The 19,087-nt window shown below is 53.0% G+C and carries 11 protein-coding genes; all 11 read right to left on the bottom strand.

From position 1 onward, the window contains the following. Window positions 1-22 precede the first annotated feature (22 nt). Entirely contained in the window at window positions 23-4,870 is a 4,848-nt protein-coding gene (locus ACMHXI_RS18185; protein WP_044734602.1) for an NAD-glutamate dehydrogenase, read from the bottom strand. A gap of 265 nt (window positions 4,871-5,135) precedes the next feature. Next, on the bottom strand, window positions 5,136-7,445 hold the full coding sequence (locus tag ACMHXI_RS18190; RefSeq protein WP_413735719.1) for an efflux RND transporter permease subunit: 2,310 nt from the start codon (window positions 7,443-7,445) through the stop codon (window positions 5,136-5,138). A gap of 12 nt (window positions 7,446-7,457) precedes the next feature. Further along, window positions 7,458-8,498 carry a WD40/YVTN/BNR-like repeat-containing protein gene (locus ACMHXI_RS18195; RefSeq protein ID WP_208172404.1) on the bottom strand — a complete coding sequence of 347 codons (1,041 nt, stop codon included), beginning with the start codon at window positions 8,496-8,498 and terminating at the stop codon, window positions 7,458-7,460. Between the two features lie 89 nt (window positions 8,499-8,587). Next, window positions 8,588-9,955 carry a DUF1329 domain-containing protein gene (locus ACMHXI_RS18200; protein ID WP_025887720.1) on the bottom strand — a complete coding sequence of 456 codons (1,368 nt, stop codon included), beginning with the start codon at window positions 9,953-9,955 and terminating at the stop codon, window positions 8,588-8,590. Window positions 9,956-9,968: 13 nt separating this feature from the next. Then, window positions 9,969-12,023: a DUF1302 domain-containing protein gene (locus ACMHXI_RS18205; RefSeq protein WP_028781454.1), complete on the bottom strand. Its 2,055-nt coding sequence runs from the start codon at window positions 12,021-12,023 to the stop codon at window positions 9,969-9,971. 315 nt (window positions 12,024-12,338) lie between these two features. Beyond that, entirely contained in the window at window positions 12,339-12,554 is a 216-nt protein-coding gene (locus tag ACMHXI_RS18210) for a DUF2835 domain-containing protein (protein WP_025011156.1), read from the bottom strand. 8 nt (window positions 12,555-12,562) lie between these two features. Next, window positions 12,563-15,148: an aminopeptidase N gene (gene pepN, locus ACMHXI_RS18215; protein ID WP_345844307.1), complete on the bottom strand. Its 2,586-nt coding sequence runs from the start codon at window positions 15,146-15,148 to the stop codon at window positions 12,563-12,565. 125 nt (window positions 15,149-15,273) lie between these two features. After that, complete coding sequence (prc, locus tag ACMHXI_RS18220; protein WP_044734607.1) at window positions 15,274-17,337, bottom strand: carboxy terminal-processing peptidase; 2,064 nt, start codon at window positions 17,335-17,337, stop codon at window positions 15,274-15,276. A 30-nt stretch (window positions 17,338-17,367) separates the two neighbouring features. After that, entirely contained in the window at window positions 17,368-18,027 is a 660-nt protein-coding gene (proQ, locus tag ACMHXI_RS18225; RefSeq protein ID WP_071237465.1) for an RNA chaperone ProQ, read from the bottom strand. 263 nt (window positions 18,028-18,290) lie between these two features. Then, a complete protein-coding gene (locus tag ACMHXI_RS18230) occupies window positions 18,291-18,749 on the bottom strand; it encodes a GAF domain-containing protein (protein WP_044734609.1) in 459 nt (152 codons plus the stop codon). Between the two features lie 13 nt (window positions 18,750-18,762). After that, window positions 18,763-19,050 (bottom strand): YebG family protein, encoded by a 288-nt coding sequence (locus ACMHXI_RS18235; RefSeq protein WP_025011161.1) that lies wholly within the window; start codon window positions 19,048-19,050, stop codon window positions 18,763-18,765. Window positions 19,051-19,087: the final 37 nt, after the last annotated feature.

Below are 19,087 nucleotides of genomic sequence, written 5' to 3' on the forward strand. Positions count from 1 at the left end.
GGGCTCTTATTGTTATAATAGCTTACTTCTGCCCTTCGCAGTGCAGGATCAGCAGATTCAGTTCACGTAGTGCTACTGAGAACTTCGCAAATTCATGGGTTTGCGATGTCTTGAAGTCAGCCAGCATGTGGAACCAGCGCTCCAGCAAGCCCTGATTGAGTTCGACCCATTGTTCGATAATGGCATCGGACTCACAGCTGTCGGTACAGCTGCGCAGTACCGCCGATGTCAGTGCTCTTTGCTGCCAATCCAGCTCCTCACGGAAGGCTGCTCTGGCCAGTGCCTGCCAGTGGTTAGCCACCGGCTGACCACCGATCTGCTCCAGGAACCAGTGCAGATCGATTCTGGCGCCCAACTTGAAGTAAGTTTCTGCCACCAGTGAAACCGGCTTGGACTCCAGCTGAGCTATCTGAGCGATATCCAGTGCCGAGAACAGCGTACTCATGTTGGCAACGAGACTGGCCACCTCATGAGGCACGGCTTCTTTTTCCAGTGCGGCGATATCCTCTTCAATACCCGCCAGCTCATCGGCTACCAGATAAGAGCGGATATTGGCTTTCAGCTCGTCGAACACCGGCTTATAGAAGGCAACAACCTGCTCTATGCTCATGGCGCGGCTACGGTTACGCAGGAACCAGCGACAGGCACGGCGCATGTTACGGCGCAGCTGGTGCAGCATCTCGCCCTGAACAACCGCGGGTACTATGCCGTTCAAGTCAGTAATGGCTTTGGTTAAATCTGCCAAACCAAACACTTCGCGAGCCATAGTGTAACAAATGGCGGCATCGGCAACTGAGGCGCCTGTCTCATCCTGCATACGCTGGACGAAATTGAGCCCCATATCGTTAACCAGTTCATTGGCCAGCGAGGTAGCAATGATCTCACCGCGCAGCGGATGCTGAGTCATCTTGTCGGCATACTTCTGCTGCAGCTTGCCAGGGAAGTAATCCACCAGCAGTTGGCTCAACCAGGCGTCATCTGTGATCACAGGTGTCAGCAGTTGCTCCTTGAGCACCATCTTGGCGTAAGCCACTAATACCGACAACTCAGGACGGGTCAAACCACGACCGCTGGCCAGACGCTCGGACAGCTCCTCTTCTGTAGGCAGGAATTCCAGTGCCCGGTCCAACTTACCTTCTTTTTCCAGGTAGTTGATAAAGCGGATCTGCTCTTTGAGCTGCTCGGCGCCGCGCACCTGAGTCACAGAGATGGTGCGAGTCTGATCTTTACAGTCCTGCAGTACTATCTGAGCGACTTCATCTGTCATCTCTTCCAGCAAGCGGTTACGCTGCTTGAGGGTCATCTCGCCTTCGGCCACCAGGGCGTTGAGCAGAATCTTGATGTTAACTTCGTTGTCCGAACAGTCCACACCACCCACGTTATCGACAAAGTCGGTGTTGATACGGCCACCATTGGCAGCGTATTCGATACGGCCGAGCTGAGTACAACCCAGGTTACCGCCTTCACCTATGATCTTGGCCTTAAGCTCGCCACCGTTGACTCTCAAACCGTCGTTGGCGCGGTCACCGACTTCGGCATGGGTTTCACTGGCCGCTTTGACATAAGTACCGATACCGCCGTTCCAGATCAGGTCTACCGGCATTTTCAGCAGGCACTTGATCAGCTCAGTCGGCGTCATCGCATCCTTGTCGGTCGCCAGCATCTTCTTGATTTCCGGCGTCAAACTGATGGATTTTGCGCTACGGGCAAAGATACCACCGCCTTTGGAGATCAGCTCCTTGTTATAGTCTTCCCAGCTGGAGCGAGGCAGATTAAACAGACGCTGACGCTCGACAAAGCTGGTCGCTGAGTCCGGCGTTGGGTCGATGAAGATATGCATGTGGTTGAAAGCCGCCACCAGTTGGGTGTGCTCAGACAAGAGCATGCCGTTACCGAATACGTCACCGGCCATGTCACCTATACCCACACAGGTGAAATCTGTGGTCTGGCAATCGATACCTACTTCGCGGAAGTGACGTTTCACCGACTCCCAGGCGCCGCGGGCGGTGATGCCCATCTTCTTGTGGTCATAACCGTTGGAACCACCGGACGCGAAGGCATCACCCAGCCAGAAGCCATATTCGATGGCAATGGCGTTGGCGGTGTCAGAGAAGGTCGCCGTACCCTTATCGGCGGCTACCACCAGGTAAGGGTCGTCTTCATCGTGACGCACCACATCCACAGGAGGAACCAGGTCACCGTTGACGATATTGTCTGTGATATCCAGCAGACCACGGATAAAGATCCGGTAGCATTCCTGACCTTCGGTGAAGAAAGCTTCACGGCCGCCTTCGGTCGGCAGTTGTTTACAAACAAAGCCACCCTTGGCACCTACGGGCACAATCACAGTGTTCTTAACCTGCTGTGCCTTCACCAGACCCAGCACTTCGGTACGGAAGTCCTCGCGGCGATCAGACCAGCGCAGACCACCACGGGCCACTTTACCACCACGCAGATGCACACCTTCAACCCTTGGGCTGTAGACGAAGATTTCAAACTTCGGCAGCGGCTTGGGCATTTCAGGGATCTGGTTGGGGGCAAACTTGAAGGAGATATAATCCTTCGGCTGGCCGGCGGCATCTTGCTGATAGAAGTTGGTTCTCAACGTGGCGTTGATAAGATCCAGATAGCGGCGAATGATACGGTCATCATCCAGGCTGGATACGTCATCGAGACGTAGATTGATCTGCTCAATAAACTTATCCAGCGTGCGGGTCTTCAGCTTGGGATTGAACTTACGAATAAACATCTTCACCAGCGAATCGGCAATCTGCGGATAACGGCTGAAGGTTTCTTCGATGTAAGCCTGACTGAAGGTCGCATCTATTTGGCGCATATACTTGGCATAAGCGCGCAGCACTGACACTTCGCGGCCGGAAAGCCCGGTAGCCAGCACCATACGGTTGAAGCCGTCGTCTTCCAGTTTTTTCTGCCAAACCTGAGCCAGCGCAGTCTGGAATCTGTCTTGGCTGTCTGCCAGGTTTTCAGTGGCGCCACCCTGTACTGTCATCAGGAAGTCGAGGATCCAGAAGGTTGCACCATCTGTGCTCTTCACTTCATAGGGACGCTCATTGATCACCCTGAGACCGAAGTTTTCCAGCATAGGCAGCACATCCGACAGATGGATAGGCTCATCCTTGTGGAACAGCTTCAAACGTACCTTGTTGCTGCCGGGCGCCGCTTCCTGTGGCTGATAGAACAACATGCCCAGCTTATGGTCATCGTCCAGCGCTTCCAGTTGCTGCAGATCCACCACTGCCGAAGTCGGCAGCACATCGTCTTTGTAACTCTGCGGGAATGCGGTCAGATAACGCTTAAACAGGCGAGTACCCTGCTCTTCACCCAGTGAATTGTTGAGCGCGCTCTGAAGTTTATCTTCCCATGAGCGAGCGGCTTCAATCAGATTGTTTTCTATGGCAGCCACATCGAGTTCCAAATTATTGTTGTTGTCGACTTTAACTATGTAGTGGGTACGGGCCAAGCTCGACTCGGAGAAGTAAGTGGTAAACTCCACCTCTTCATTACTGTTAAAGGTTTGGGCGAAGATCCTTTGAGTATCTTCACGCAGACGGGTGTTGTATCTGTCTTTGGAGACATACACCAAACAGGACAGGAAGCGGCCGAAACCGTCTTTACGGACAAACAGCTTGAGTTTATCTCTATCCTGCATCTCCAACACGCCATGCGCCATGTGCGACAACTCTTCGACGCTTGCCTGAATAATCTCGTCCCTTGGCAGGTTTTCCAGAATATTCATCAACGCTTTATAGTCGTGGGAGCGCGGTGCCAGTCCTGACTTGTCCATCACCCGCTGGACTTTCTCGGCCAGCAGGGGGATCTCTTTCGGGCTGCGGTTGTACAGATTGGAGGCATACAGGCCGATGAATCTGTCTTCACCGACGACATTACCGGCCTCATCGAAACGTTTGACGCCGATATAGTCGACATAGGCGGGTCTGTGAACCCGGCTCTTGGCACTGCTCTTGGTCAGGATCAGCAAACTGTTGTCCAGCGCTTCGCGGCGAGCCGATTCAGAGAAAGAAGACAGCATCAAACCGTGCTCTGGCTGCGCCTTGCCGGGTTTGTTCATCAAGCCCAGGCTGCTTGCCATATCCGGCACCAGCTCAACGTCACCCTCGACTTTTCGCAGGTCGTAGCGACGATAACCCATCAGAGTAAAATGGTGGTTGTTCAAATAGTTAAGGAAGCGAGTCGCTTCTTCAAGTTCGGCTTTCTCACCGGGGAATGGGCGCTTTGGCAGCTCTTCAGCCACTTCTGCCAGCTTGTCGGACATGGCGCGCCAGTCATTGACGGCGGCGGCGACATCACCGAGCACGGACTCTATCTCTTTTTCGAGTTGTTTTATGTCCTTGTCGCTGCTTTGGCGGTCGATTTCGATCAGGAATACCGCCACCTTGTCGCTGTCTTCCTTGCTGTCGTTAACAAAGCTGACTCGCTTGATGTCTGTGCCCTGGCGCTCAATGGCCAGTGGCGTATGCAACATCATATGAGCCGTGATCCCCAAACGGTTGAGGGCCATACCCACAGAATCCACCAGGAAGGGCATATCGGGCTGCACAACTTCTATGATGGAGTGGGTTGATTGCCAGCCGTGCTTGGCCTGGCTTGGGTTAAATACCCTTAAGTGAGTTTCCCCACAAGGCGTGCTGTTCAGGGCATTCCAAAGACTCAGGACGGCACCGTAGAGATCGCTGTCGTTACGGGCCAGGAGATCGTCCTTGGACATGTGAGCGTAGAGGCAGGTGGCGAACTGTTCCACCTGATTTGCTTGTGCTTTAGGGACTTTGGAGTGGATTAAACTGACTACCTTTTCAAGCAGTACTGAAGGCATTGCATCTTTCAAGGCCATTTTGCTGTTTCCTTAAGCGTCTATGGCAGCGCTTTTTTCATTATATGGATGCTTCGACGAATGACCCGGGCCTGAATTTTTTGTGACCGAGGTCATGCCGCGCAGTGTATTACTAAACACACCATAATTCGAGCAAAATTTTAGTGGTACATCCTGTACAAATCCAGCAATGACGGGATATTGAAGGGAGTGGTGAAGAAGTAATCGGAATAACAGACTAACTATGCAGCAAGGGCAGGAGAAACTTCTTCCCCTGCCCCCATCACTAACTGTGTTTGCGCCAGAAAAGTGCCGCCAGCGCAGGCAGGATAATTATGGCCCCGAGCATGTTGACCACAAACATGAAGGTAAGCAAAATTCCCATATCCATCTGGAACTTAAGTGCAGAGAAGAACCAGGTGCTCACCCCAATGGCCAAGGTCAGGCCGGTGAAGATGACCGCACTGCCCCGCTCCATCAAGGCTTCGAAATAGGCCTGCTGCACCGCCATACCATCACGCAGTTTCACGGCCATGGTCGACAGGATATAGATGCCATAGTCCACCCCGATACCCACCCCGAGGGCAATAACCGGCAAGGTGCTCACCGTCAGGCCTATATCCAGCCAAGTCATCAGTGCCTGCGCCAGTGTCGATACCACATACAGAGGCAGAATCACTGCAACCGTGGCTTTCAGTGAGCGGAAACTTATCAGGCAGAGGATAAACACCGCGCCATAGACATACAGCATCATAGGCAGCTGCGCCTCGGCCACGGCCTCGTTGGTTGCCGCCATCACCCCGACCGGGCCGGAAGCGAGTTTAAAGCTCAGCTTGTCGTCATCCATTTCGGCGGCCAGCAGCTTCACCTTGTTCACCACCTGCTCTATGGTTTCCGCCTTATGATCCTTAAGAAACAGATAAACAGGCATCACAGAGCAATCGCCGTTCAGCAGGCCTGTGCTGGTAGGAATTTGTGACACCAACTGTGCCAGGCTCGCCGGGCTCCTGGGCAATACCTGCCACTTGGGGCTCCCCTCGTTGAAACCGGCATTCACCTGGCGTGCCACCGAGGCGATACTGGCGGTAAACTCAACCCCTGGGGTGTTGCGCGCCAGCCATTCGAACCTGTCAATCTTCTCCAGCGCCGAGTGATAGGTACATGCCTCGGGATAGGCTTCCACTATCACACTCATCACGTCTGTGGTGATAGAGAAATGATCGGTAATAAAGAAGGTGTCCTGGTTATAGCGGGAGTCCTGATGCAGCGCCGGTGCTCCGCCCTGAAGATCGCCGATTTGCATCTTGCCGGCTTGCTGCAACCCGCCCAGATAAAGCAGCGCAGTGGCAGCCACCACCACCACAGCATATTTTGGGGTGGCAAAACAGGTGAGCTTTTGCCAAAAGGCCGCTGTCTTGGCCTCGATGCCAGCATCCGCTTTAACCGCCTTTATCTGGAAGAAGGAGATCACCAGAGGCAAGAGCACCAGGTTGGTCAGGATGATCACCGCCACCCCAAGCGATGCGGAAATAGCCAGCTCGCGAATAATGCCGATATCGATTGCCAGCAAGGTCATAAACCCTATGGTATCCGACAGCAAGGCGACCCCGCCCGGTACCAAGAGGCTACGAAACGCCGAAGCCGCCGCCACCTTGGTACTCTGACCATCGGCGACCCGCTTGCGGATGGCGTTGATCATCTGTACCCCGTGGCTGACACCTATGGCAAATACCAAAAACGGCACCAGAATCGACATGGGATCCAAGCCAAAGCCCACCACGGTCAAGAGACCAAGCTGCCAGACCACGGCTATCAAGCTGCACACCAAAGGCAGCAGGGTCAACACCATAGAGCGGGAGAAGAGATACACCATCAGGGCCGTGACCAAAATGGCTATCAGGAAAAACAGCAGTACCCCTTTGGCCCCGTCTGCCACATCACCGGCCATCTTGGCAAAGCCTATGATGTGAATCTTGATGCCGTCTTTTTCAAACTGGCCTCTGAGCTGCTCTTCCAGTTGGGCAGCAAACGCCAAAGTGTCCAATGGCTCGCCGGTTTGCGGATCAAAGTCCATCAGCTGCGCCGTCACCATGGCAGCGCTGTAGTCCTCTGCCACCAGACGGCCGACTATGCCGGCCTTTTCGATATTGCCTCTGACCCGCTCAAGCCCGGCTTCTGTCGTGCTGAAATCCGCCGGGATCACCGGCCCTCCGGCAAACCCGTCTTCCACCACTTCGGTAAAACGTGTCGACGGCGAAAACAGGGATTTCACCTGAGAGCGCTCTACCCCGGGAATAAAGAACAGTTGATCATGCACATTCTTCAGGGTGTCGAAAAACGCCGGATTGAAAATATTACCGCTGCTGTCTTCTACCGCCACCATGATGGAGTTGGCGCCGCCAAACTGCTTCTGGTGTTTGAGGTAGGTCTGCATATAGGGGTGATGCAGCGGAATGTTTTTAACAAATGCCGCATCCATTTTCAGCTGACTGGCCTGAAAGCCCAGAAATACCGTGGTCAGCGCAAACAGCAGTATCACTCCGATACGATTGCGAAAGAGAAAACTCTCAATCCCATTGACCAGTCTGTCTAACATAATAATGGCCCTTTATTGTTGTTTTAGTTCGAAAAGCCCTTTGGTTCCGGCTATCCATAACCGGCCCTTGGGGTCAACGGCAACTGCCGATAAGTTTTCCCCTCTGCGCTGGGTCACCAGCTCAGCGTGTAAGTTGTTATCCAAACGAATCACGGCGCCGCCATTGCCGACCAGCAGCAGGCCCCCTTTGACCGGCGCAGCCGCATTGAGGGTCGATTCAAGCGGCATCTTTATCTCCTGCCACTGACTCATATCTTCCGGTGCGCTGAAGGCATGCCCTCGCAGACCAAACACATAGAGCTGTTTATCCTGTTCTATGGCATTGAACAAAGAGCCGTCATAAATAAACTCCAGTCGCTGCCACAAACGGCCGCCATCTTCGGAAATTGCTACCATTCCCAACTCCCCGACCATAAGCAAGCGCTTGTCTTCAAGGGCGATGACCCGATTGAAATGGGGCAGAATAGAGTCAGACTCGGCCTGATAGGCCTCTTCATCCTGCTGTTTGAGATCCGCCAGATAATCGGCATCATCTTGGCTCAAGAGCTCGGGATGAAATTCTTTCTGCCAGCTTTGACCGCCATCTGTGGTGCGCAGAAATAGACCATAGGCGCCAACGGCTATTCCGTTTTGCGAGTCGGCAAACCAAACATCCAGCAAGGGCCGGGCAAGCTCTGGCGAACTGAACTGTTGCAGCCAGGAGAGCCCGCCATCTTGGGTGGCAAGAATGGTGGCATCATGGCCCACGGCCCAGCCATGATTGGCATCGAGAAAAAATACCTTGGTCAACTGCGCCTGACTCGGTGTCGCCACCTGTTGCCACTGATTGGCATCGGCGCTGAGCCTTAAGATATGACCCCGCTCACCGACCGCCACCATAGTGCTGTCGGCCTGAGCAATATCCAACATCAAAGAATGAACGGCCAAAGGCTGCAGCTGGCCGGTCAGAGCCCCGGTTGCAGATTGCGTTTCGGCGTGAAGGGGCGAAATCGCGCCCTGGAATGTGAGTATGCCAAGGCCCAGAGCCGCTGCTTGAAGCATGCGATACGACATTACAGACTTCCTTAGGGTTGAAAGGGGCGCACGCGCCCCTGGAATTTCCAACTGGGTGACCTCAGCCACCCATTACAGATGCCACAGGCTTAACGTATCCCTTCGCGGCGCAGCGCTGCCGGGGTGAAGTTGGCCTCGGACAACTTGGCATCGAAGTCATACATACGGCCTTCGTTATCCAAACCTATGGCGATATAGCGACGGGACTGCAGATCGTGATACACCTCGAGGGTACTCCAGTGAGTCGGCACCTCGTAGTAGTTCAGGCCATGAGCCATGGCAACCCGATACAGCTCGTCACGGTTGTCGTACAGATCGGCGATTGATACCTGCCAGGAATCCTCATCCAGATAGAAGACCCGGGTCTTGTAGATGTGGCGCATTCCCTCTTTCAAGCTGGCCTTGACCACCCAGACTCTGTGCTTTTCATAACGCACATAGTCAGGGTTCAGGTGACCTGGCTTGAGTAGCTCACTGTACTTGACCTTATCCGAGTGCAGACGGTAGTCGTTATAAGGAATGAAGATCTCTTTCTTGCCAAGCAGTTCCCAGTTGTAACGGGAAGGCGAACCATTGAACATATCGAAATCATCCGTGGTGCGCAGGCCATCGGAAACCGTACCTGGAGTGTCGAAGGCCACGTTGGGCGCCTTTCTCACCCGGCGCTGCCCTGTGTTGTAAGTCCAGGCTTGGCGGGGTTCCTTTTCCTGATCCATGGTTTCCTTCACCAATAGCGCGGTACCGGCAAGACGCGCTGGCTGGGTAACTACCTGTTTGAATTCAAACAAGATATTGTTCTTTTTCAACTCTTCGAGACTGGCATCCGGGCGTGAATATTCGAAACGTATCTCTTCGGCCATTTCCACCAGAGTATAATCGCCGCTGGCGGTAGGCGCGGCTTGGCTACGCTCGGTTTCGATATCAATACCGCGGAATCTGAGGATATGGTTCCAGATGGCTTCAAGGCCATTGGCCGGCTCAGGGAAAGGAATACCTATGGAAGCGCCATCGACACCATTGCCCTCGGCTACCAGAGTTGCACGGGTAGCATTGGCCTTGGTGGCATCATAGACAAACTGAGGCACAGAAGCGGTACGCCGGGTCTGGTAGATGTTCATTTTGAAACTATCTGGATAGGTTTCGAACATTTTCAGCTGGCCAGGCGTCAAAAACTCCTTGTATTGATCCTTGTTGGCCGCGGTAACCGTCGCCAGCGGCTTGTCATCCGGGAAAGGATCAGGATGGTGCATGCCCTTTTGATAGCCCGCTGGAGGTGTGGTAATACCGCCGTCCCAAGCCGGAATACTGCCATCGGCATTGGGGCCCTTCTCAGCCCCGAGTGGAGTCAGACTGGTACCCAATTTTGCCGCATCGGCCTCGGAAATCTTGGCTTCTACAGCTGTGGTGGCCCCCAAAGCCAGGATCACAGCAGCAGACAATATAGCTATAGTTCTCATTTTATTGTCCTTATCAGATCGAAAACTTAACGTTGAAAGACACATAATCGCGATCGGCCATCGCGTTGGTTGTGCCTACCCCACCGAAGAAACTGTTATAGGAAAGATCCGCGCCCCAGCGGCTCTGGTAGTCAAAACTGAGTCCCAGCGCCACGGACTTGCGACCTTCGGTAAACAGGAACATAGGATCCGGGGTGATACCCTCAACGTCATGGGAGAAAATCACTCGAGGTGACATATTGATGCCGGAGAACACGTTGTTGAAATCGGCCTTGGCGACAATCCGGTAACCCCAGGCGAAATCTGTCGGGAACGGATTGGTTTCAGGGCCATTGTGCAACGCCTCTATGATGCCAGGCATATCCGGATTGCCGCCGCTGCGACCCGTGCCTGGGCCATTGAGCCTGAGTTCATCAAAACTTGGCATATCGTGGATCCATACCCCACCGACTTCGGCGAGCATGGTCAGGTTATCAGTCCCCAAAGTGGGACCGAACAAGTGGGTAAAGGTCATCTGCGCTTGAGTGGTATCGAGACGAATATAACCTTCGGCGTATTCACCTGGACCGACATCCTTGACATAGGAAGTGTACTGGGACAAACCATCAAGATCCGGCCTCAGCCCTGCGTTGGCAAGCTGTTGTGGCATAGCGGCAAATAGCAGTTCCACATCATCAATCTGCAGTGGCTCATCCTGGCGGTGTGCGATTTCACCGGCTACAGAGGTATCGCCAAGCAAGGTGTTGAAGCTAAAGCCATAGAGCTTGATATCTTCAGGATAAACCACCTGGGCCTTGGAGAAGCTGTCCAGGCTCAGCAGCACTTCACGGTTAATATTGCCGGCGTTTTGCCCAAGCACAGCCATATCTGACAGCAGCGCGCCTGTACTGAAGTCCGCCGTGGTACCACTGATGAGTGGGCGGCGACTGTGGTAGTTCATGTAGTACAAGCCAAACTCGGTTTCACCCAGCTCCGGAGCGTAATAACCCAGTTTGATACCGTACTGACCGGAATCGCTGGGAGCGGCTTCATCTTCCACCAATGTCACCTTGGTGGGATAAGCCAGTGCCATCTGCACCAACTGCTCGGTCGGAATATTCTGTCCGGAGGCTATCATGTTGGACAGACGGTTATATTCCTGGGTCAGGAAGTCGAGATTGATATCCGGGTTGGCGTTGAAGCCAAGCTGAGCGTTTTGGTTGTAACCACCGTAACCGACAAAGTCGTTGGTGCCGAAAATCGACCCGGGAGTCGGAACCCAGATAGGCTCCCAGTCATACTGATAGAAAGCTTCCAGCGACAGGTTTTCGGTCACCCCAAAAGAGGCCCACACCATACCCTGTGGCCTGAAGGCTTCCTTCAATTCTGCGCCCGGCGCGTTGAGTATGTTCAAATCAACCGGGTTGATCACCGCAATACCATGGGAAATCAGCGTGCTTTCCCCCCATGACACCACCTGATTACCCACACGGATAGTCAGTGGATTGGCACCATCATTGAAATCAAAGTTGGCATAGACGAAGGCATCCAGCAGACGGATGTCCTTACACTGCACTTCCTCGGCGCGCTTGTCGGCACAAGGGTCGTAGCGGTTGCCGGTCAGAGGATCATTGAAATCGTAAATTCTGTCGTTCAGCTTACGATCATAGAAATACATGCCGCGGGCGAAAATACCGAAATTCTCATACTTGAGCGACAGTTCATGCAGCCCCTTGAAGATTTCCGAGGTGGTATCACCCTTGGAATAGAGGAGATTACTCAAGTCATTGTTGCTGGAATAGGAACCGGGCTGCGCCCAGATCTCGGCAGCCGTGTACTTGGTATCAGTAAAAGCGGAATAGCCACTCCAGTCGAATCTGGGATGGTTAACCTTACCTATCTGACCATCCCAGTCACGTCCTTCCACGCGCCAACTGGCGCCCAAGGTCCAGGTCGAATCAAAGGAGCCATCCACATCGCCCCATTTGAAAGACACCGCTTCGACACTGGGGATCATCCCTAAACTCAGTGCCGACGCCACCCCCAAAGCGAGCGCCGACTTGTTAAAACGGTTTATCACTGTTTTCATTTATCGCTTCTCCGTAACCTGCTGGATTAATTGTTATAGGAGTCTCAACCAACATCTTGTTAGCTCACAGGTAACACCATTGTTACAGCAATTAATGCTGATGAGCAAGGCGGATACTGAGAAATTTATTGTGCAGATTTGAGGACTTAAGACGGATCCGTCATTCAGGAAAGGCGCAGGGATTTAAATTTTTGTTGAGTATGCAAACGACAGTGAAGGTTAACAGCTATAACCCAATTAATTTCAATGAATTAACCTTTGTTACAGCTGTAAAAAACGGCCGACTGATTTAGTCGACCGTTTTAAGTAATTACTCTAAAGTTGTTTCAGGGAAATGAACTTTCCATCCCGGTCCAATCTGAGATGGAATTCACCGTGAATACCATCGGCGGTCAGAAAAGGACGTAGACGACGGCCGTTGATCCAGAGGATCTTGCCACCCTTTTCCCTGACCTCAACATTTTCAGCAATACCTTGATAGTAAGGTAAAAAGTCCTGATAACTCAGATTGAGGCGAAAGTAAAATTCCATCTTTAAGCTCAGTCTTCCAGTGCGCGGCTGACCTTCTCATAAAGATCCCGTGACAGCTCAGGCATAGCCAACAACTCCTGCAGGCAAGCCTTCATTTTGGCCTGGCGCCCGGCATCAAACTTGGCAAACTGGATCAGCGGAGTAATGATCCGTGCTGCCACTTGCGGGTTGAGGCGATTGAGCTGTTTGAGCATGGCGGTAAGGAAAGCATATCCCTTGCCGTCCTGGCGGTGGAATTGGCGCACATTGGCCGCGGCAAAACTGCCCACCAGGGAACGAACCCGGTTGGGATTATTCAGACTGAAAGCCGGATGTTGCAACAGGGTCTCGAGTCTGGCGATCACCTCATCATCTGTCGCCATCGCCTGCAGGCTGAACCACTTGTCCATCACCAGAGGAGTCTGGTTCCAGCGCTGCTCAAATGCCTGCATCAGGGCATCGCGGCAATCACAATCGGCATCGTTGGCGGCAAGCAGCGCGCCCAGCGCATCTGTCATACCTGAGGCCGATGCAAACTGCTGTTCAATCAAAGACTCATGCTCATCAGAGACTTTGGCCAGCAGCCAAAGCAGGGTGTTTTTCAAACTGCGGGCGGCGGCCTCATCCAGCGGCAGCAATTGACGATAACGGGCCAGCAGCTCATCTTCACAGCCAGTGGCGATGGCTTCAATCACAAAGTCGCGCGCCAGCAACAGGGCATCCAATTCAACCTTATCGGCCTGCTCAATCAAGGAAGACACTGAAAGCAGCTTGAGAATTTCGGCCGCAAGGCCCTTATCCAAAGCTTCATCCAGCATCACACCTCTGAAGCCGTCGACAACCCGAGGATCCAGATGCATCCCCTGCCCCTGTTCGAGCAAGGCAACGTTGGCCCACACGGCGCGGCTGAAGAGGCTCATCGCCGCTTCCCAGCGGGCCACTTCACTGCTGGCATGGCGCAGTAAGCAGAGCAGTTGCACTGTGCTGTAGTCATACTTGAGCTTCACCGGCGCCGAAAAGTCCTGCAACAGCGAAGGGATCGGACAGACACTGATATCCTTGAACTCCAGAGTCTGCTCGGCCTGGGTAAAATCAAACACCCGGTTGACCAAGGCGTTGCCGTCATTGCCCAGCAGTTCCAGGCTGAACGGAATATGCAATGGTGCCTTGGCCGCTTCACCGGCACGCACTGGGGTGAACTGCTTGAGGTGCAGGCGGTAAGTCTCTGTGCTTGCATCATACTCATCGGTCACTGTCACCTGAGGGGTGCCCGCCTGGCTATACCAAAGGCGGAATTGAGTCAGATCTTTACCTGAGGCATCTTCCATAGCAGCGACAAAGTCGTCACAGGTAACCGCCTGGCCGTCGTGGCGCTCGAAATAGAGCTTCATCCCTGCCTGGAAGGCCTGCTCACCCAGCAGGGTGTGCATCATGCGGATCACTTCGGCGCCCTTGTTGTAAACAGTGACTGTGTAGAAATTATTCATCTCTATCACGCTTTCGGGGCGAATAGGATGCGACATCGGGCCAGAATCCTCGGCGAACTGCTGGTTCTTGATGACCTTGATGGCATGAATACGGTTAACGGCCCGGGAGCCGAGATCTGAGCTGAATTCCTGATCGCGAAATACGGTCAGGCCCTCTTTCAGGCTCAGTTGGAACCAATCGCGGCAAGTTACCCGGTTGCCGGTCCAGTTGTGGAAATATTCGTGGCCAATCACAGATTCTATACCGTGAAAGTCATCATCGGTCGCCGTGTCTTTATCCGCCAACACATACTTGGTGTTGAAGATATTCAGGCCCTTGTTTTCCATGGCGCCCATGTTGAAGAAGTCCACAGCCACCACCATGTAGATATCGAGATCGTACTCGAGATCAAAGCGTGACTCGTCCCAGGCCATCGCCTTTTTAAGTGAAGCCATGGCGTGTCCGGCCTTGTGCAGGTTGCCCTTGTCGACAAACACCTGCAGTTTGACCTCTCTGCCGGAGCGGGTGGTAAAGCTGTCTTCCAGCAGGTCAAAGTCACCGGCAACCAAGGCAAACAGGTAAGCGGGTTTAGGGAAAGGGTCTTGCCAGACGGCGAAATGACGACCATCGGCCATCTCCCCTTTCTCCAGCAAGTTGCCGTTGGAGAGTAGGAAAGGAAATGCCTTGTCGGCTTCGATGCGTACCTGGTATTTGGCCAGCACATCGGGACGGTCGAGAAAATAAGTGATGCGCCTGAAACCTTCCGCCTCGCACTGAGTGCAATAGGCGCCATCGGACATGTACAGGCCTTCCAGTGCCGAGTTATCGGCCGGGCTGATGCGAGTCACCAGAGTCAATTCAAATTCGTTGAGTTCGGTTTCAAGCAGTAGTTTACCCGGCTCGAGGCGATAGTCGGCCGGTTCACCATTGACCAACAGCTGCTCCAGCTCCAACTCGTCACCGTCAAGCTGCAGAGGCTCATTGTGACTGCCGTTGCGCTTTACCCGGCTGACGGCCGTCACTCGGGTTTGCTTGGGTTCAAGCTGAAATGAGAGTGACAGTTCGGGGATCAAAAACGCCGGTGGACGATAATCGGCCAGGTGCTTGGCCTGCAGTTGTTGCGGGGAAAGGGTTTGTGCTTCAGACATAGGTCATCCTTAATTCGTTGGGCACTGGCAGTCGCTGAGTTCGTTGACTGATCTTGCCTCTGTTCGCGCTGGGAGCAAACAAAAAACGCGCAATCAGCGCGTTTTTATGTTTCCTGGAGCCAGCATCAATTTGCGCTGTTTTTTGCCAATCTCTGATAGTCCACCATATCCAGAGTGATATAGACGGCTTCATCGAGGAAGGCATCCGGAGTCTCGATTTTCTTCTCGTCTTCGGAGACATTTTCATCGTCATCCAGAGACTTCAAGGGTTCGAGACCATGGTCAACCCGACGTTCGTTGAGGCGGGCCAACTGTTTCTGATCGTCCTTATCCCGCTCGGCCAAGCGCTCACTTTCCACCAGAGAAACACTCTTCTCTTTATGGTGTTTCTTGAACTCGCCGATGTCCTGCAGTATATAACCGAACTCGACGTCCTGCTTAATCCGACTCTCGTGGCGTTTCGCAAGATTGCTGACCATCTCTGCGCCGATTTCACCCAAAGGCTGGTACTTGGCTACAGGCACCTTATCCCATGGCAGTGCATTGTCTTCTTCCGCCTCACCATATTCCCCCGGCTCCAAAGCACTGGGGAACGGAATATCCGGAGTCACACCTTTCAACTGAGTGCTGCCACCATTAATACGGTAGAACTTGGCTATAGTGTACTGCACATGGCCAACCGGCTTTTCATACAGGTCGTAGATACGGCCAAGGCTCTTGTGCTGCTGCACTGTGCCTTTACCGAAGGTAGACTCACCGATAATCAAGGCGCGGCCATAATCCTGCAGCGCAGCGGCAAAAATTTCCGATGCCGAGGCCGAGTAACGGTCAACCATCACTGTGAGTGGACCGTCATAATAGCTCTTGCCATCGTTGTCGCGGTTTTCGCTGATGCGACCGTTGGCGTCACGAATTTGCACCACAGGCCCCTGATCGATAAACAGCCCGGTAAGCAAAGTCGCTTCGGTCAAGGCGCCACCACCGTTACCACGCAAGTCAATAATCACACCTTCAACCTTGGCTTCATTGAGTGTTTGCAACTCCTTGGCCACATCGCGGGATAAGTCCATATAGAAGCCGGGGATCTGGATAACACCAATTTTACGCTGAGCGTAAGGACCGGTTTCCGGCTCGACTATCTTGGAAGTCGCCGCCCTGTCTTCGAGACGAATTTTGTCCCGCACCACAGTCACATTGATGGGTTTGGCATTGGAGCCGCCTTTCTTGGGCAGCACCTGCAGAGTCACCTTGCTACCTTTAGGGCCTTTGATCAGGTCGACTACATCATCCAGACGCCAGCCGATAACATCGACCATCTCCTTGCCTTCCTGACCTACACCGACAATTCTGTCTTCAGGCGCCAGCTTCTCACTCAGCGCAGCAGGACCACCGGCCACCAGACTCTTGATAACTGTGTAGTCATCTTCCATCTGCAATACGGCGCCTATCCCTTCCAGGCTAAGGTTCATCTCCATCTGGAAACGTTCGGCATTACGGGGAGACAGGTAACTGGTGTGCGGTTCGACACTGCGGGCAAATGCATTCATCAGCCCCTGGAACACGTCTTCACTGTTGGTTTGCTTCAAGCGCTTGATGGCATTGTTGTAGCGCTTACCCAGCACATCAACAATCTCCGGCCACTCTTTACCGGTCAGCTTGAGGTTGAGGGCATCGTACTTGACCCGCTGACGCCACAGCTCGTTGAGCTCGGCCTCGTCTTTGGGCCAGGCGGCATCTTTACGATCAAAGACATAAGCATCGCCGGCCTGATTAAAGTCCATCTCTTTATCGAGCAGACTCAAGGCATAGGCAAAACGCTCGTAACGGCGCTGCTGCACCAGATCGTACATCTTGTACGCCGGTTCCAGATCGCCGCTGCGTACCATATCGTCAAACTGATTGGCATAAACCTTAAAACTGTCGATATCGCTCTGCAACAATACATTGCGGCGGTAGTCGAGTTGTTCAAGAAAGCGTTTGAAGATCTGCTGCGAGAAGGCATCATCCAGATCGAATCTGTGATAATGGGAGCGACTGAACAGGCCGGTTATCCGTTTACTGGCAACCTTGTGTTGCGGCTCCTGTTGCAAATGGGGTAACTCGCTGACCGGGACTGCCGGTGAGATAGCCAGCGCCTGGGATCCCATAAAGACACTGGCGATCGATGCAGCAAGAATAAATTTTCGCATCAGCAAGTTACTCCTTTCTATTTGATGATTTTACAGCAGAATATGTTCCACGCGGACCTTAACTGACAGGCCGGAATCCAGTTGGACGTGAACATCTTCTTTATTGATGTCGAGGATCACACCGGCTACCGGTGTCATACCCAATTTGACATTCACTCGCTGTGAAGGTTTCAGCTCTTCCAATACGGCTGGTACCAATTCCACGGCTGGAGCGGCAGGCTTGCTAGGCTTACGGGCCGCCTTTTTATCGCTGCGTGGGCGCTCGTTGCGGGGCTTGTCCCCTTGAGGACGAGGCTTACGCGCAGGCTTGGCTTTTTTGGCTTCACCTTCTTTGGCTGGCTCGGCAGCACGGCGGGCCTTGGCTTTTTCCTGACTCTCTTTCAGCGTCGCCTTGGCATGTTCAATATGCTCTGGGTCCAGTTCGCCGCAAGGGTTACCATCGAGATCCACCCTCTGAGCGCCTTCCTTGATGCACTTCAGATAGCGCCAACTGTTGGTGTAGCGTCTCAGGGCGACCCTAAGTTGGGTCTTACTGACTTTGGAATCATCAGCCAACCTTTCAGCCAAATCCTGAAACAGTCCTATCTTCAGTGGTTTGGTTTCTCCTTCAGCAATAAAGCACAAAGGGAATGTTTCATACAAATACGCCAGAATAGCGTTGGTGTCGGTCAACTTTTCTGTTGATTCCATCATTACTTCCACAGTTAACAGGGGACGTCAGTGGTCAGTTAGGTCTGCTGTACTCACGGCGTCGTTCATCTTCGTTAACCCCTTGGGGGATAACGTACAAATTAGCATGCATTCGGCCATTGCCAAAGGCATTACACAAAACTTAACATTTCAGCCTGATACGGCCAAGCACCACAAACGGTCATTTGGCCCTCAAAGCGGCCGCCTATTATAAGCTGCACGCGCCTTAAAGCGACCACCAATTGTGGCAGATTGTACGGGAATTAACCAAATAAGCACTTTTCCAGACTCTGCACCAGGGTCTCCAGCCCGGTTTGATCCTCTTTATCGAAGCGCGACAGGCTGGGACTGTCGATATCCAGCACGGCAATCAGTTCGCCCTTTTGGTAAACAGGGATCACAATTTCCGAGTTGCTGGCGGCATCACAGGCGATATGTCCGGCAAACTGATGTACATCCTCAACCAACTGAGTCTCGGCCTTGGCGGCCGCGGTGCCACAGACACCTTTACCCATTGGAATTCGGGTACAGGCCAGTTTCCCTTGAAAGGGCCCAAGCACCAGTTGCTCACCCTTGAGCAGATAGAAGCCCACCCAATTGATGTCTTCAAGGTGTTCATTCAGCAAAGCTGAGAAATTGGCCATGGCACAAATGACATCGTCTTCACCGGCAAACAGTGCCTGTACCTGACGGTTGAGCGTATCGTAAAACTGAGCTTTCATCTGTATTCCCGGGTTATGCCTTTTCTGGTTCTGTCTTCTTCTTACTGCTCTTGGCGGGGGCCGGTGCTTTTACCGGGGCGCCCTTGAGCAGATTCGCCAGTGTATCTTTATGAGAAGCTAAATAAAAAGCAAGTTTTTCCGCTGTATTATCATCCAGTTCCAATTCACTGGCTTGAATAAAGGGGATTAAGTTATCCGCGATGTCGAGCATCTTATCGTAGGCGTCTGCCTCCTTCTTAGATGTAAATGTCATCTTCTCAACCCCTTCTCTGACCACAACGTACTGAGTTATAACGGCCATGACCTTCCTCACACTGTTTAAATATACAGTACATAGA

The sequence above is a fragment of the Shewanella sp. BJSY2023SW005 genome (genome assembly GCF_047314585.1).
In the GTDB taxonomy this organism is placed as follows: Bacteria; Pseudomonadota; Gammaproteobacteria; order Enterobacterales; family Shewanellaceae; genus Shewanella; species Shewanella algae.

Excerpts from the sequence above, each read along its gene's own strand:
- ACMHXI_RS18205 (WP_028781454.1), bottom strand. The coding sequence starts at position 12,023 with ATGAAAACAGTGATAAACCGTTTTAACAAGTCGGCGCTCGCTTTGGGG.
- pepN (WP_345844307.1), bottom strand. The coding sequence starts at position 15,148 with ATGTCTGAAGCACAAACCCTTTCCCCGCAACAACTGCAGGCCAAGCAC.
- proQ (WP_071237465.1), bottom strand. The coding sequence starts at position 18,027 with ATGGAATCAACAGAAAAGTTGACCGACACCAACGCTATTCTGGCGTAT.
- ACMHXI_RS18235 (WP_025011161.1), bottom strand. The coding sequence starts at position 19,050 with ATGGCCGTTATAACTCAGTACGTTGTGGTCAGAGAAGGGGTTGAGAAG.
- ACMHXI_RS18230 (WP_044734609.1), bottom strand. The coding sequence starts at position 18,749 with ATGAAAGCTCAGTTTTACGATACGCTCAACCGTCAGGTACAGGCACTG.
- prc (WP_044734607.1), bottom strand. The coding sequence starts at position 17,337 with ATGCGAAAATTTATTCTTGCTGCATCGATCGCCAGTGTCTTTATGGGA.
- ACMHXI_RS18185 (WP_044734602.1), bottom strand. The coding sequence starts at position 4,870 with ATGGCCTTGAAAGATGCAATGCCTTCAGTACTGCTTGAAAAGGTAGTC.
- ACMHXI_RS18195 (WP_208172404.1), bottom strand. The coding sequence starts at position 8,498 with ATGTCGTATCGCATGCTTCAAGCAGCGGCTCTGGGCCTTGGCATACTC.
- ACMHXI_RS18190 (WP_413735719.1), bottom strand. The coding sequence starts at position 7,445 with ATGTTAGACAGACTGGTCAATGGGATTGAGAGTTTTCTCTTTCGCAAT.
- ACMHXI_RS18210 (WP_025011156.1), bottom strand. The coding sequence starts at position 12,554 with ATGGAATTTTACTTTCGCCTCAATCTGAGTTATCAGGACTTTTTACCT.
- ACMHXI_RS18200 (WP_025887720.1), bottom strand. The coding sequence starts at position 9,955 with ATGAGAACTATAGCTATATTGTCTGCTGCTGTGATCCTGGCTTTGGGG.